Origin of the sequence: Xanthomonas cannabis pv. cannabis, from assembly GCF_000802365.1 — a bacterium.
In the GTDB taxonomy this organism is placed as follows: Bacteria; Pseudomonadota; Gammaproteobacteria; order Xanthomonadales; family Xanthomonadaceae; genus Xanthomonas; species Xanthomonas cannabis.
Window position 1 is genome coordinate 36,168 of record NZ_JSZE01000013.1, and the last position, 12,947, is coordinate 49,114.

Here is a 12,947-nt window from a genome sequence, read left to right on the forward strand (position 1 = left end):
CTGGCCACTTTCGCGCATGACGTCTCGCTCGCACGACACCTGGATTCTGAGTCTGCTCGCCCTCCTGATGGCGGCCACGCGGATCAATCACTTCCCGCCGGTCCCGGATGCGTCCTGGGCGGTGTTCTTCATCGGCGGCTTTCACCTGGCCGCGCGCACGCGGCTGGCGTTCCCGCTGTTGATGGGGCTTGCGGTGGCGGTGGACTGGCTGGTGATCACCCGCCAGGGCCTGAGCTTCTGGCAGCACTATTGCGTCTCGCCGGCCTACTGGTGCCTGATCCCAGCGTACTTCGCGCTGTGGGCCGGTGGCGTCTGGCTGCGCCGGCACTACCACGGCGCCCATTGGAACGCGCTCGCCCGGCTGATGCCCGCCCTGCTGATCGGCGTGGCGCTGTGCCAGCTGATCGCCCAGGGCAGCTTCTACTGGATCAGTGCCAGCGTCAGTGAGCCCACGCTGGCCGGCTGGTTCAAGAACTACACCGACTGGCTGTGGCCCTACCTGCGCAGTGCGGCGCTGTATGTCGCCGCCGCCGCGTTGGTCCAGGTCGCGGCCGAGCGCCTGGCAGCGCCGCAGCACCATTCCCACGCCGGCTAGATCATGGGCAACCGGCTTTCGCGCATTTATACCCGCACCGGCGACGATGGCAGCACCGGCCTGGGCGACGGCAGCCGTACCGGCAAGGACGCGCTGCGCGTCAATGCCTACGGGACCGTGGACGAGGCCAATTCGGCGCTCGGCGTGCTGTTGGCCGCGCCCGGCGTGCCTGCCCCGGTCGCCGACCTGCTGACCACCGTGCAGCACCAGCTGTTCGACCTGGGCGGCGAGCTGTGCATCCCCGGGCATGCGGCGATCGAGGCGGCCGATATCGCCGCCCTGGAACGCCACTTGGACCATTACAACGACGGCTTGCCGCCGCTGCAGGAATTCATCCTGCCGGCTGGTGGCGAAGCGGCCGCGCGCTGCCACCTGGCCCGCACCATCGTGCGCCGGGCCGAGCGCGAGACCGTCGCGCTGTCCCGCCAGGAAGCGGTACGCAGCGAGGCGATCGGCTATCTCAACCGGCTGTCGGACCTGTTGTTCGTCCTGGCGCGCGTGCTGGCACGGGTCGATGGCCAGCAGGAAGTGCTGTGGCGGCACGACCGCCGGCGCGGTTGACCCTGTGCCCGGCACGGCGGAGAGGCTAGAGTCGTCCCATGTTGGTCTTTACCCATCCCGCCTGCCTCGGTCACGACGCCGGCCCCGAGCATCCTGAAAGCCCCGCCCGCCTGGAAGCGGTGGTCGACGCCCTGCGCGCCGCCTTTCCGGACCTGGACTGGCGCGAGGCGCCCCTGGCCAAGCTGGGCGACCTGTGCCGCGTGCATGAGCGCGAGCAGGTGGACGCGGTGCTGGAAACCGCTTTCGACGGCTATCGCCAACTGGATGTGGACACGCGGATGGTGCCTGCCTCGCGCGCGGCCGCCCTGCGCGCCGCCGGCGCCGGCATCGCCGCGGTGGACGCGGTCATGCAGGACCAGACCCGCACTGCCTTCTGCGCAGTGCGCCCGCCCGGCCACCACGCCACCGCCCAGGTGTCGATGGGCTTTTGCCTGTTCAACAACATCGCCGTGGCCGCCGCCCATGCGCGCGACCGGCATGGGCTGGAGCGGATCACCATCGTCGATTTCGACGTCCACCACGGCAACGGCACGCAGGCGATCTTCGAGCGCGACCCGGCCGTGCAGTATCTGAGCACCCATCAGTCCGGGCTCTATCCACACTCGGGCAGCGTCCACGAACGCGGCGTCGGCAACGTCCACAACCTGCTGCTGCCGCCGGGCAGCGACGGGCTGCGCTTCCGCAATGTCTGGGAGGACGAGATGCTGCCGCTGATCGATGCCTTCCGCCCGCAGCTGATCCTGATCTCGGCCGGTTTCGATGCGCACCTGCGCGATCCGCTGGCCGACCTGATGCTGGACGACGACGATTTTGCCTGGCTGACCGGCGCGCTGCGCACCCTGGCCGAGCGCCATGCGCGCGGTCGGGTGGTGTCCATGCTGGAAGGCGGATACGACCTGCAGGCGTTGCGCGAGAGCAGCGTGGCCCACGTCGCCGCCCTGCGCTGACCCCGTCGGCACGCCTGGCGCGCGGCCGCCGGCGATGAACCTCGCCCGCGCGGCGCAGCCGCTCTTCATTGCCCCTATGCGGGGTATACGGCAAGCTAGTCGCCATTTTATTGGTTGAACCACGCGTGCGCCGAGCTCTCCGCCTGCTGCCCCTGCCCTTGAGCATTGCCATCTGCCTCCCGGCCATGGCTGCCGACAAGCCGTTGAACTGGGGATTGTGCCCGGCCGTGGACCCGCTACCCGGCTTCGACGGCGCGCCCGCCGCGGACCCCAAGGCGGCCGAGATACGCCCGCAGTTGCCGACCGACATCGAAGGCGACCAGCTGTCCGGGACCAGTACCACTCCGCAATACCAGGGCAACGTGGCGCTCAAGCGCGGCGACCAGTTCCTGGGCGCAGACAACTTGCGCATGGACACCGAGACCGGCAACTACATCGCCGAAGGCAACGTGCGGTACCAGGACAGCTCGTTCCGGATGATTGCCGACCGTGCCGAAGGCAATCAGGACACCGACGCCCACAAGGTCACCAACATCCAGTACCAACTGGTGGACCGGCGCGGCAACGGCGGTGCGGAATCTGTGGACCTGCAGGGCCAGGTCGGCCAGATGCATCGCTCGACCTATACCACCTGCGATCCGTCGCAGCCGATCTGGCGCGTGCGTGCGCCCGAGATCGACGTCGACAATGAAGAAGGCTTCGGCACGGCACGCAATGCCGTGCTGCAGATCGGCAAGGTGCCGGTGCTGTATTTCCCCTGGTTCAAGTTCCCGATCGACGACCGCCGTCAGACCGGCCTGCTGTTTCCGCAGTTCGGCCTGTCCGGCCGCAATGGCTTTGATTATCTGCAGCCGATCTATCTCAATCTGGCGCCGAACTACGATGCCACCCTGCTGCCGCGCTACATGAGCAAGCGCGGTTTCATGTTCGGCACCGAATTCCGTTACCTCTACGAGGGCGGTCGCGGTGAGATCACCGGCAATTACCTGCCCAATGACAACCTGCGCAAGAAAGACCGCGGCAGCGTCTTCTACACCGGTTATCACAACATCAACGATCACTGGCAGGCGCGCAGCAGCATCTCCTGGGTCAGCGACACGCGCTATGTGGAGGACTTCACCAGCCGCCTGAACGGCATGGGCTCGGCCTCCAGCCTGCAGAGCACCATCGGCATCTACGGCACCGGTGAAACCTGGACTGCAGGTTTGATGGCCGACCGCTGGCAGTTGACCGACTACACGCTGGATGAGACGGCACTCCCCTATAACCGCCAGCCGCGCGCGTATTTCACGTGGGAGAAGCCATTTGGCTTCTTCGAGGCCGGGGTGTATGCCGAGGCGGTGCGCTTCACGCACGACGATTCGTACCAAGTCTTCCGCGACGTCAATGACACAGACGGCGACAACGATACGGACGAATTCATCCGCACCAACGTCCGCAATTTCAACTACGCCGGCGGAACACGCCTGGACGTGAAGCCCTATATCTCGATGCCGCTATCGGGCGCAGCATGGTTCATGACGCCGACGGTCGCATGGCGACACACCGCTTATCAGCTGGACAGGGACCTTGCCAACACCAGCCCCCTGACAGGCGATCGCTCGCCCAGCCGCAGTCTGCCGATCGCCTCGCTGGATGCAGGCCTGTATTTTGACCGCGAAACCTCGCTGTTCGGGACCAACTATCTCAATACGCTGGAACCGCGCATGTACTACCTGTACGTGCCCTACCGCGATCAGGACGATCTGCCGGTCTTCGATACCCGCCCGTTCACGTTTAGCTATGGCCAGCTGTTCCGCGACACCCGTTACACGGGCGCCGACCGCCAGAACGATGCCAATCAGCTGACTCTGGCAGTGACCTCGCGCTGGCTGCGCCAGGACGACGGGCGCGAGAAGCTGTCGTTGAGTGCCGGCCAGATCCTGTATTTCAACGACTCGCTGGTCACCATCAACAACAGCACTAATCCGGCGACAAGCGGCGGTGAGCAGCCGATCGAACAAGGCAAGTCCGCCTGGGTGGCCGATGCCAACTACATGATCAACGACCGCTGGTCGATGGGCGCCACTTACCAGTGGAACCCGAACTCGCGCAAGGAAGATCTGGCCAGTGTGCGCACGCGCTATCTGCTGGGCAACGACGGCATCGTCAATCTGGCGTATCGCTACCGCCGCAATCCCACCGACAACAGCGATCAGCTCGAACAGGCCGACTTCTCGTTCCTGTACCCGATCAACCCCACCTGGAGTGCGGTCGGCCGTTATTACTACTCGCTGCTGGATCGCGAGCCGCTGGAGATGATCGGTGGCGTGCAGTGGGACAGCTGCTGCCTGGCAGTGCGCGCGCTGGTGCGCCGGTTCGTGCGCAACCGCGATGGCGAGATGGACAACTCCATCCAGTTCGAGTTCGTGCTCAAGGGCTTGAGCTCGTTTGGCCAGAACACGGACCGCACTTTGCGCCGTGCTATTCTCGGCTATTACCGCGACGACCTGTACCTGGTCCCGCCCAGCAACACCACGACCAATCCGGACGATTACGATCCGAACCTGATTCCATGACCAAGCCTTTCTCTGTTGTTCTTGCCTCGCTGCTGGTGATCACCAGCACGGTCTCGCCGCTGGCCTCGGCGCAGCAATCCCAGCCGCTGGATCGTATCGCCGCCATCGTGGACGAAGACGTGGTGCTGCAGAGCGAGCTCGATCGCGCTGTGCGCAACGTCAAGTCGCAATATGCGGGCCGCGAAAACCAGCTGCCGCCGGACGATGTCCTGCAGCGCCAGGTGCTCGAGCGCCTGGTCCTGGTCAAGTTGCAGGTGGGCCGCGCCGACGGCAGCGGGATCCGCGTCAGCGACGAGGAACTCAACCGCGCCATCGCCAGCATCGCCCAGCAGAACGGCACCACCGTCGATGGCCTGCGCCAGAAGCTGGCGGCCGACGGCATGGCATACGGCGACTTCCGCTCGTCGGTGCGCGAGGAGATCATCGTGCAGCGCCTGCGTCAGAGCTTTGCGCAGAGCCGCATCAGCGTGAGCGAAGGCGAAGTGGACACCGCGCTGGCCCAGCAGGCCACGACCGGTAGCCAGTATCACCTGGCCCATATCCTGGTCGGCCTGCCTGAAGGCGCGACCGCCGACCAGATCGCCACCGGCCAGAAGAAGGTCGATGGCGTCAAGGCGTTGATCGACAAGGGCGAGCTGGATTTCTCGGCAGCGGCGGTGCGTTATTCGGATAGCCCGAATGCGCTGGAAGGCGGCGACCTGGGCTGGCGCAGCCTGGACGAGATTCCCAACGCGTTTGCCCAGCTGATTCGCGACATGCAGCCTGGCCAGGTGGCCGGCCCGCTGCGTGGCCCCAGCGGTTTCCAGTTGCTCAAGCTGGTGGAAATGCGCGACGCCAATGCCGGCGGCGAGAAGAAGATGGTCACCGAGTACAACGCGCGCCACATTCTGGTCCGCATCGGCGACAACCAGACCGACGCGCAGGCCAAGGCCAAGATCGACACGCTGCGCGCCCGCATCGTGGGCGGCGCGGACTTCCAGGCGACGGCCAAGGAGTCCTCCGAGGACACCAACAGCCGCAGCCAGGGCGGCGACCTGGGCTGGTTCCCGGCCGATGCGTTCGGCCCGGACTTCGGCAAGCAGGTCGAGAGCCTGGCCGATGGCGCCGTGTCCGAGCCGTTCCGCACCCAGGCCGGCTGGCATATCGTGCAGCGCGTCGGCAGCCGCCAGACCGATGTCAGTTCCGAAAACCAGCGTGCGCAGATCCGTGAAACGATCGGTCGCCGCAAGCTGGAAGAGGAATACAACCGCTACCTGCAGGAACTGCGTGGCGAAGCGTACGTGAGCTACCGCACCGGCGATCGTGCCGACGGCAATGCCACTGCAGAGCCGACCAAGCCGGCCGAACCGGCTGCCCCGACCCCGCCGCCGGCACAGCCGGCGCGCTGAGTCGATGGGGGTCCCCTCGCTCGCGCTGGTGCCGGGCGAGCCGGCCGGGATCGGGCCGGAACTGTGTGTGCGGCTCGCCCAACGGCCGCGCACGGATGCGCACCTGATTGCCTACGCCGATCCTGACACCCTGCACAGCGCCGCACAGGCGCTGTCGCTGTGTGTGCGCCTGCTCGATCCGGACCAGCCGGCGCGTCGCCCCGGCGACCTGCCGTTGTTTCCGGTTCGACAGGCGGCGCCGACCCGCTTCGGCCATGCCGATCCCGCCAATGCCGCGGCGGTGATTGCCGGCCTGCGCACGGCCGCCGGCGACTGTCTGGCCGGGCGCCTGCGAGGCATCGTGACCGGCCCGGTGCACAAGGCGGTCATCAACGCCGGCGGCATCGCCTATACCGGCACCACTGAATTGCTGGCCGAACAGGCCGGCTGCCCGGTAGTGATGATGCTGGCCAACAGCATCGTGCGCGTGGCGCTGGTGACCACGCACCTGCCGCTACGCGCGGTCGCCGATGCGATCAGCGCCGACGCGCTGATGCAGTGCCTGCGCATCACCCATACCGCCTTGCAGCGCGACTTCGGCCTGCCGACGCCGCGCATTGCCGTGCTCGGCCTCAACCCGCATGCGGGCGAGGACGGCCATCTGGGCCGCGAAGAACTGGATGTGATCATTCCGGTTCTGCAGCAGTTGCGCGGCGAGGGCCTGCAGCTGATCGGGCCATTGCCGGCAGATACCGCCTTCCTGCCGCAGAAACTGAGTGGCTTCGACGCGGTGGTGGCGATGTACCACGACCAGGGCCTGCCGGTGCTGAAGTACAGCGGTTTCGAGCAGGCGGTGAACATCACCCTGGGCCTGCCCTACCCGCGCGTGGCGGTGGATCACGGCACCGCGCTGGAACTGGCCGGCCGCGGAATCGCCGACCCGTCCAGCCTGATGGCGGCCACGGCGTTATGCGCGCGGCTGGCGGCGCGCGGCTGAGCCACCATCCCGGCAGGGCATTGCGAAGCTGCGTGCGCGTCACTGGCCGTGGCGGCACACGCCGCGCACGTCGCACCACACGGCGTGCAGCCGCCGGCTCCGTTAAACTGCGCAGATGAATTCTTCCTTCAGCGCACCGGCCAAGAAGTCGCTTGGCCAGCACTTTCTTGCCGACCGGTATTACATCGACCGGATCGTGCAGGCGGTGGGCCCGCGCGCCGGCCAGCACCTGGTCGAAATCGGCCCCGGTCAGGGCGCCATCACCTTCCCGCTGCTACGCACCCATGGCGCGTTGACCGTGATCGAGTTCGATCGCGACCTGATCGCTCCATTGACCGACGCTGCAGCGCCGATCGGCGCACTGAGCATCATTCATCGCGACGTGCTCAGCGTGGATTTCACCGCACTGGCCAACGGCACGCCGATCCGCCTGGTCGGCAACCTGCCCTACAACATTTCCTCGCCGATCCTGTTTCATGCGCTGGACCATGCCGCGGCCGTGGCCGACATGCATTTCATGCTGCAGAAGGAAGTGGTCGACCGCATGGCGGCCGGCCCCGGCAGCAAGGTGTATGGCCGGCTGAGCGTGATGTTGCAGGCGTACTGCGAGGTCACCGCGTTGTTCGTGGTGCCGCCAGGCGCGTTCCGGCCGCCGCCGAAGGTGGACTCGGCCGTGGTGCGACTGGTGCCGCGCGACCCGGCCACGGTGCAGATCAAGGACCGCCGCCGCTTCGCCGATGTGGTGCGCGCCGGTTTCGGGCAGCGCCGCAAGACCCTGCGCAATGCCTTGTCCAATGTGTGCGAACCAGCGCATTTCGAGGCCGCCGGCGTGCGTCCGGATGCCCGCGCCGAGCAGCTCGAGGTCGCCGATTTCATCCGGCTGGCCAATGTCGAGCTGGCTTGAGCACCGCTCCCACAGTGGTTTATTTGGACTTTTCCCATGCACGATGATCCACGCTATCGGGTCGAGGTCGAGGTCTCGCCGCGCTTCCTCGCCCACCAATCGACCCCGGAAGAAGGCCGTTACGCCTTCGCCTACAGCATCCGTATCCAGAATGCGGGCGCGGTGCCTGCGCGCCTGGTGGCGCGCCACTGGAAGATCACCGATGCCAACGGTCGCACCGAACAGGTCGATGGCGAAGGCGTGGTCGGCGAACAACCCTGGCTGCGTCCCGGCGAAGCCTTCCAGTACACCTCCGGGGTGCTGCTGGAAACCGAACAGGGCCAGATGCAGGGCCACTACGACATGGTGGCCGACGATGGCACCGAATTCACCGCCCCGATCGCCGCCTTCGTGCTGAGCGTACCCAGGACGCTGCACTGATGACTGCTGGATTGATGGAGCGTGCGCGATGAGCGTCTGGGCAATTGGCGACCTGCAGGGGTGTTACGACATCACCCAGCGCCTGCTGGAAAAGGTGAACTTCGACCCGGCCCGGGACACGCTGTGGTTCTGCGGCGACCTGGTCAACCGTGGCGGGCAATCGCTGGAGACGTTGCGCCTGGTGCATTCGCTGCGCGCGCACAGCGTGGTGGTGCTGGGCAATCACGACCTCTCGCTGCTGGCGATCGGCGCACGCTCGGAAGAGGAGCAGCTCAAGGTCAACCCGGACCTGCAGCGCATCGTGCTGGCCGAGGACCGCGACGTGCTGCTGGACTGGCTGCGCATGCAGAAGCTGGCGCATGTGGATCGCGAGCTGGGCTGGATGATGATCCATGCCGGGCTGGCCCCGAAGTGGACCACCCAGATGGCCGAGAAACATGCCCGCGAGGTCGAGCAGCAGTTGCAGGGCGGCGGTTATCGCAAGCTGTTGCGCAACATGTACGGCGATCAGCCGGGCTGGTCGCCGGGGCTGAGCGGCTATGAGCGCAGCCGCGCCATCATCAATCTGTTCACGCGCATGCGCTATTGCACCCCGCGCGGGCGGATCGCCACCGACGACAAGGGCACGCCCGGCACCCAGGCGCAGGGCCTGTATCCCTGGTTCGAAGTGCCCGGCCGGGTCGAACGCGATCTGAAGATCGTCTGCGGGCATTGGTCGGCGCTGGGCCTGACGATCACCCAGGGCGTGCACGCCATCGATACCGGCGCGGTGTGGGGCGGCAAGCTCACCGCCCTGCAGCTGGACACCGACGAACTACGTGTCGTGCAGGTCCCCGGGCGCGAAGTCCCCACTCCGGCAGCACCGGCAGCGCATGCGCCGCGGCGCCCGCGCGAAGGCCAGGGCCGCCAGCGCGGGCGTGGCCGTGGACGGGGCCATGGCAGTGGCGGTGGCGCGAACACGGGGGCCGACACAGCGGCGCCCAACCGGCCGGCCACACCGGCAACGGAATGATTCGCCAGCGAGGCGTGCGGCACAACGCGCGTCTGGCTGACTCTCGCAAGGTCGCGCGATGCGCGCCGCATGCAGCAGCGTGCGGCCTGTGACTCAGCACGGACGCTTCGCGTTCGTAGCATTCCAACGTTTCAATGCGCAGAAGAACGTAAGGGTCGCCAGGCTTACGCATGGATCTGGTTCCGGTTCTGGGCCGGCATCAAACGCAGATGCCCCGCATGCCGGAACCTTTAAGCATCACGTCATTGCAGCTCTGCCGCTGACTCCGCCGACGGATGAGCGGCCATGCCATTGCGGTGCTGGCGTGGCAGTTCCTGATGCATCGAGATGCATAAGGAAACGCGCGCGAAACAGCGCGATTCCGTTGAGTCGCGCACTTTTTCATACGTCATCCACCACGCCTTGCTGATGCACCGCAACGGCGTGGTCCGCGCCGAGGACATCCAGCTGCCGCCACAGCGCCTGCCCTCCCGTCTCGGTGACGAGCCGCCCGCGGACGGCCAGGCGCTGCTTGCACGGGCCTTTGCCAGACTCTTCGAGACAGGCGAGGCCGCATTGCACGCAACGGTCGAAGAGCAGCTGTTCCGTGCGGCCTATCGGCACTGCGACCAGAATCAGGTCAGGACAGCTGCACTGTTGGGAGTCAGCCGCAACGTCGTGCGTGCACGGCTGATCGCGCTGGGCGAACTGGTCGTGAACACGCGCTCCGGCTAAGGTGCGCCTGCCCGGCGCAGGATGACGGTGCCGAGCCACCGGCACGGCTGAGCGCACATGCTGCAACGGCAAGATCGCAGCGTAACGGCCAAGGCTCAGCGGCGCCGGTAGTCCACGTACTCGAACGCAAACGCATGGCGCTCATCGGCCGCATGCGCCTGGCGCTGGACCGGTTCCCACACGGCGGGATCGATCGGCGGGAAATGCGTGTCGGCGCCGGCGACCACGGTATCCACTTCGGTCACTGCCAGCAGATCGGCATGTTCCAAGGTCAGCCGATACACCTCCCCGCCACCGATCACGCACAGCGCCTGCGCGCCCTCTTGCGCGGCACGCTCGATGGCCTGCTCCACCGATGCCACCGCCTGCATGCCCTCGAACGGCACGTGCCCCGAGCGCGTCAGCACCAGGTTCAACCGCCCCGGCAGCGCACGTCCCAACGACTGCGCCGTCTTGCGGCCCATCAGGATCGGCTTGCCCACCGTCAGCGCCTTGAAGCGCCTGAGGTCATCGGGCAATTTCCACGGCAAGTCGTTGTCGCGGCCAATGGCGTTGTTGCGGTCGAGGGCGACGATGAGGTGGAGCCGGGGCCGGCTGTCCCCCCGATTCATACCGCCACCGGCGCCTTGATCGCCGGATGCGGGTCGTAGCCTTCGATGGCGATGTCTTCGAAGCGGAACGCGAACAGGTCGGTCACCTCCGGATTCAGGCGCAAGCTGGGCAGCGCGCGCGGTGTGCGCGTCAGCTGCTCGCGCGCCTGTTCGAAGTGATTCGAATACAGATGTGCATCGCCCAGCGTATGCACGAAATCGCCCACACTCAGGCCGGTGGCCTGCGCCACCATGTGGGTCAGCAACGCATAGCTGGCGATGTTGAACGGCACGCCCAGAAAAATGTCGCCACTGCGCTGGTACAGCTGGCAACTGAGCTTGCCGTTCACCACGTAGAACTGGAACAGGCTGTGGCACGGCATCAGCGCCATCTGCGGCAATTCGCCGACATTCCAGGCGCTGATCACCAGCCGGCGCGAATCCGGGTTGCGCTTGATCTCGTCCACCAGCCATTGCATCTGATCGATCTCGACGCCGTCCGGGCCGGTCCAGCGTCGCCATTGCTTGCCGTAGACCGGACCGAGATCGCCGTTGACGTCGGCCCACTCGTCCCAGATGCGCACCTGGTTGTCGCTGAGGTAGCCAATATTGGTGTCACCCTGCAGGAACCACAGCAGCTCGTGGATGATCGAGCGCAGATGCAGCTTCTTGGTGGTGACCAGCGGAAAGCCGTCGTTGAGGTCGAAGCGCATCTGCCAGCCGAACACGCTGCGCGTGCCGGTGCCGGTGCGGTCGGACTTCTCGGCGCCGTGTTCCAGCACATGCCGCAGCAGATCCAGATACGGCTTCACTTGGCCGCCTCCGCCGTGGCGGGTGCTGCAACCACCGGCTGCAGCACCGGCGCGCGGCGCGACATCGCCAGCAACACCAGGCCCACGGCAATCAACGGCAGGCTCAGAATCTGCCCCATCGTCAGCCAGTTGAAGGCCAGGTAGCCGATCGGCGCATCCGGCACGCGCACGAACTCCACGATGAAGCGGAACACGCCGTACAGCAGCGCGAACAGGCCCGACACCGCGTAACGGGCACGCGGCTTCATCGAGAACGCCCACAGCACCACGAACATCACCACGCCTTCTAGCGCCGCTTCGTAAAGCTGCGAGGGATGGCGTGCAAACTGATTCAATGCGCCGGCGGCGTACTGCGCCTGGATCTGCGCCGGCAACTGGTCGGCAAGCTCCGGCGCATGCGGAAAGATCACGCCCCAGCCAGCCTGCGTGAACTTGCCCCACAACTCGCCGCCGACGAAATTGCCGAGCCTCCCGAACCCAAGTCCCAGCGGCACCAGCGGCGCGACAAAATCCATGACATCGAAGAAATGCAGCCGGTGCTTGCGTGCCCACAGCCAGCAGGCGATCAGCACGCCGAGCAGGCCACCGTGGAAGCTCATGCCACCTTCCCACACCTTGAACAGGATCAGCGGGTTGGCCAGGAAGGTCTCGAAGGCATAGAACAGCATGTAGCCGATGCGCCCGCCCAGCACCACGCCGAGCATGCCGTAGAACAGCAGGTCGGAAAAACCGTCCATGTCTACCCCGGGCAGGCGGCCGCGCAGGATGCGCGAGCGACCCAGCGCCCAGGCCGAGAAGAACGCCGCCAGATACATCAAGCCGTACCAGTGCACCTGTACCGGGCCGAGCGAGAAGGCGATGGGGTCGATGGCGTGCAGATAGATCATGCGGACCGCGGATCACATAGAGCGAGGCCGCTATTCTGACACCTTGGACGCGCTCAGCCTAAAAGCTGTGGCCGGTTGGGCAGCTCGTCTTCATGCGGCGCGTCGGCGCCGCGCGGGAAGTGAGCGACCAGCAGCTCGGTCACTGCCTCGATGCCCGCCAGCACCGCCACCTCGTACTGCCCCTCGCGCAGGAACTGCTGCATGCGCCGGCACACCTCGTCCCACTGCGCCTGGGGCACACGGCTGCGCAGGCCGCGGTCGGCCACCACTTCGATGGCGTGGTCGGCCAGCAGCAGATAGACCAGCACGCCGTTATTGCCTTCGGTGTCCCAGGCACGCAGTTGCGCGAACGCCTGTTCGGCGCGCTGGCGGGCCGTTTGCCCGCGCCACAGCGCCCCCAGCGGTAGATCCGCCTCGACCGCCACCACGATCTGGCCGGTGTGGCTGCGCTCGCTGTCGGCCACGGCGGCAGTGATGGTCTCCATGCACCTGGCGGGAAACCGACGCTGCGCCGAGGGCGCGAACAGATGCCTGAGCAGTCGCATTACCAGCTCCCCGAGGCGCCACCGCCTCCCGATGATCC

Annotated in this window: 14 protein-coding genes; 10 read left to right on the plus strand and 4 right to left on the minus strand. The window is 66.5% G+C overall.

What is annotated here, in order from left to right; all coding sequences use genetic code 11:
* Positions 1–16 precede the first annotated feature (16 nt).
* The 10 genes from OZ10_RS03220 (at position 17) to OZ10_RS20355 (ending at position 10,075) form a co-directional block, all read left to right on the plus strand.
* Entirely contained in the window at positions 17–595 is a 579-nt protein-coding gene (locus OZ10_RS03220; RefSeq protein WP_039413045.1) for a hypothetical protein, read from the plus strand.
* Positions 596–598: 3 nt separating this feature from the next.
* Positions 599–1,156 carry a cob(I)yrinic acid a,c-diamide adenosyltransferase gene (locus OZ10_RS03225; protein ID WP_039563935.1) on the plus strand — a complete coding sequence of 186 codons (558 nt, stop codon included), beginning with the start codon at positions 599–601 and terminating at the stop codon, positions 1,154–1,156.
* Positions 1,157–1,194: 38 nt separating this feature from the next.
* Positions 1,195–2,103: a histone deacetylase family protein gene (locus tag OZ10_RS03230; protein WP_039413038.1), complete on the plus strand. Its 909-nt coding sequence runs from the start codon at positions 1,195–1,197 to the stop codon at positions 2,101–2,103.
* Between the two features lie 125 nt (positions 2,104–2,228).
* Positions 2,229–4,661, plus strand: a complete 2,433-nt coding sequence (lptD, locus tag OZ10_RS03235) for an LPS-assembly protein LptD (protein ID WP_039563936.1) — start codon at positions 2,229–2,231, stop codon at positions 4,659–4,661.
* Positions 4,658–6,049: a peptidylprolyl isomerase gene (locus OZ10_RS03240; RefSeq protein ID WP_039563937.1), complete on the plus strand. Its 1,392-nt coding sequence runs from the start codon at positions 4,658–4,660 to the stop codon at positions 6,047–6,049. Before lptD ends, OZ10_RS03240 begins: the two co-directional genes overlap by 4 nt.
* Positions 6,050–6,053: 4 nt before the next feature.
* Entirely contained in the window at positions 6,054–7,025 is a 972-nt protein-coding gene (gene pdxA, locus OZ10_RS03245) for a 4-hydroxythreonine-4-phosphate dehydrogenase PdxA (RefSeq protein ID WP_039413033.1), read from the plus strand.
* Between the two features lie 115 nt (positions 7,026–7,140).
* Complete coding sequence (gene rsmA / locus OZ10_RS03250) at positions 7,141–7,929, plus strand: 16S rRNA (adenine(1518)-N(6)/adenine(1519)-N(6))-dimethyltransferase RsmA (protein ID WP_039563938.1); 789 nt, start codon at positions 7,141–7,143, stop codon at positions 7,927–7,929.
* Positions 7,930–7,965: 36 nt separating this feature from the next.
* A complete protein-coding gene (gene apaG / locus OZ10_RS03255; RefSeq protein WP_039413027.1) occupies positions 7,966–8,349 on the plus strand; it encodes a Co2+/Mg2+ efflux protein ApaG in 384 nt (127 codons plus the stop codon).
* A gap of 28 nt (positions 8,350–8,377) precedes the next feature.
* Positions 8,378–9,361, plus strand: coding sequence for a symmetrical bis(5'-nucleosyl)-tetraphosphatase (locus OZ10_RS03260; protein WP_039563939.1), 984 nt, complete (start codon positions 8,378–8,380; stop codon positions 9,359–9,361).
* A gap of 327 nt (positions 9,362–9,688) precedes the next feature.
* Positions 9,689–10,075 (plus strand): hypothetical protein, encoded by a 387-nt coding sequence (locus OZ10_RS20355; RefSeq protein ID WP_052209956.1) that lies wholly within the window; start codon positions 9,689–9,691, stop codon positions 10,073–10,075.
* A gap of 95 nt (positions 10,076–10,170) precedes the next feature.
* On the opposite strand, the gene OZ10_RS03265 is transcribed toward OZ10_RS20355, so the two are convergent.
* From OZ10_RS03265 to OZ10_RS03280, 4 genes are read right to left on the minus strand one after another with little or no spacing between them, the layout of a single operon-like run.
* Entirely contained in the window at positions 10,171–10,686 is a 516-nt protein-coding gene (locus tag OZ10_RS03265) for a dihydrofolate reductase (protein ID WP_039413021.1), read from the minus strand.
* Entirely contained in the window at positions 10,683–11,477 is a 795-nt protein-coding gene (locus tag OZ10_RS03270; protein ID WP_039563940.1) for a thymidylate synthase, read from the minus strand. Before OZ10_RS03270 ends, OZ10_RS03265 begins: the two co-directional genes overlap by 4 nt.
* Positions 11,474–12,364 (minus strand): prolipoprotein diacylglyceryl transferase, encoded by an 891-nt coding sequence (lgt, locus tag OZ10_RS03275; RefSeq protein ID WP_039413016.1) that lies wholly within the window; start codon positions 12,362–12,364, stop codon positions 11,474–11,476. The genes OZ10_RS03270 and lgt overlap by 4 nt, the downstream gene beginning before the upstream one ends.
* A gap of 53 nt (positions 12,365–12,417) precedes the next feature.
* The gene (locus OZ10_RS03280; RefSeq protein ID WP_039563941.1) at positions 12,418–12,909 is read right to left on the minus strand and encodes a TPM domain-containing protein; all 492 of its coding nucleotides are present in this window, start codon (positions 12,907–12,909) and stop codon (positions 12,418–12,420) included.
* Between the last annotated feature and the right edge of the window lie 38 nt (positions 12,910–12,947).

What these genes read in the sequence shown, in the direction of transcription:
- lgt (WP_039413016.1), bottom strand. Translation starts at nt 12,364, where the DNA reads ATGATCTATCTGCACGCCATCGACCCCATCGCCTTCTCGCTCGGCCCG.
- OZ10_RS03280 (WP_039563941.1), bottom strand. Translation starts at nt 12,909, where the DNA reads ATGCGACTGCTCAGGCATCTGTTCGCGCCCTCGGCGCAGCGTCGGTTT.
- rsmA (WP_039563938.1), top strand. Translation starts at nt 7,141, where the DNA reads ATGAATTCTTCCTTCAGCGCACCGGCCAAGAAGTCGCTTGGCCAGCAC.
- apaG (WP_039413027.1), top strand. Translation starts at nt 7,966, where the DNA reads ATGCACGATGATCCACGCTATCGGGTCGAGGTCGAGGTCTCGCCGCGC.
- OZ10_RS03230 (WP_039413038.1), top strand. Translation starts at nt 1,195, where the DNA reads ATGTTGGTCTTTACCCATCCCGCCTGCCTCGGTCACGACGCCGGCCCC.
- OZ10_RS03260 (WP_039563939.1), top strand. Translation starts at nt 8,378, where the DNA reads ATGAGCGTCTGGGCAATTGGCGACCTGCAGGGGTGTTACGACATCACC.
- OZ10_RS03240 (WP_039563937.1), top strand. Translation starts at nt 4,658, where the DNA reads ATGACCAAGCCTTTCTCTGTTGTTCTTGCCTCGCTGCTGGTGATCACC.
- pdxA (WP_039413033.1), top strand. Translation starts at nt 6,054, where the DNA reads ATGGGGGTCCCCTCGCTCGCGCTGGTGCCGGGCGAGCCGGCCGGGATC.
- OZ10_RS03220 (WP_039413045.1), top strand. Translation starts at nt 17, where the DNA reads ATGACGTCTCGCTCGCACGACACCTGGATTCTGAGTCTGCTCGCCCTC.
- OZ10_RS20355 (WP_052209956.1), top strand. Translation starts at nt 9,689, where the DNA reads ATGCATAAGGAAACGCGCGCGAAACAGCGCGATTCCGTTGAGTCGCGC.
- OZ10_RS03265 (WP_039413021.1), bottom strand. Translation starts at nt 10,686, where the DNA reads ATGAATCGGGGGGACAGCCGGCCCCGGCTCCACCTCATCGTCGCCCTC.
- OZ10_RS03225 (WP_039563935.1), top strand. Translation starts at nt 599, where the DNA reads ATGGGCAACCGGCTTTCGCGCATTTATACCCGCACCGGCGACGATGGC.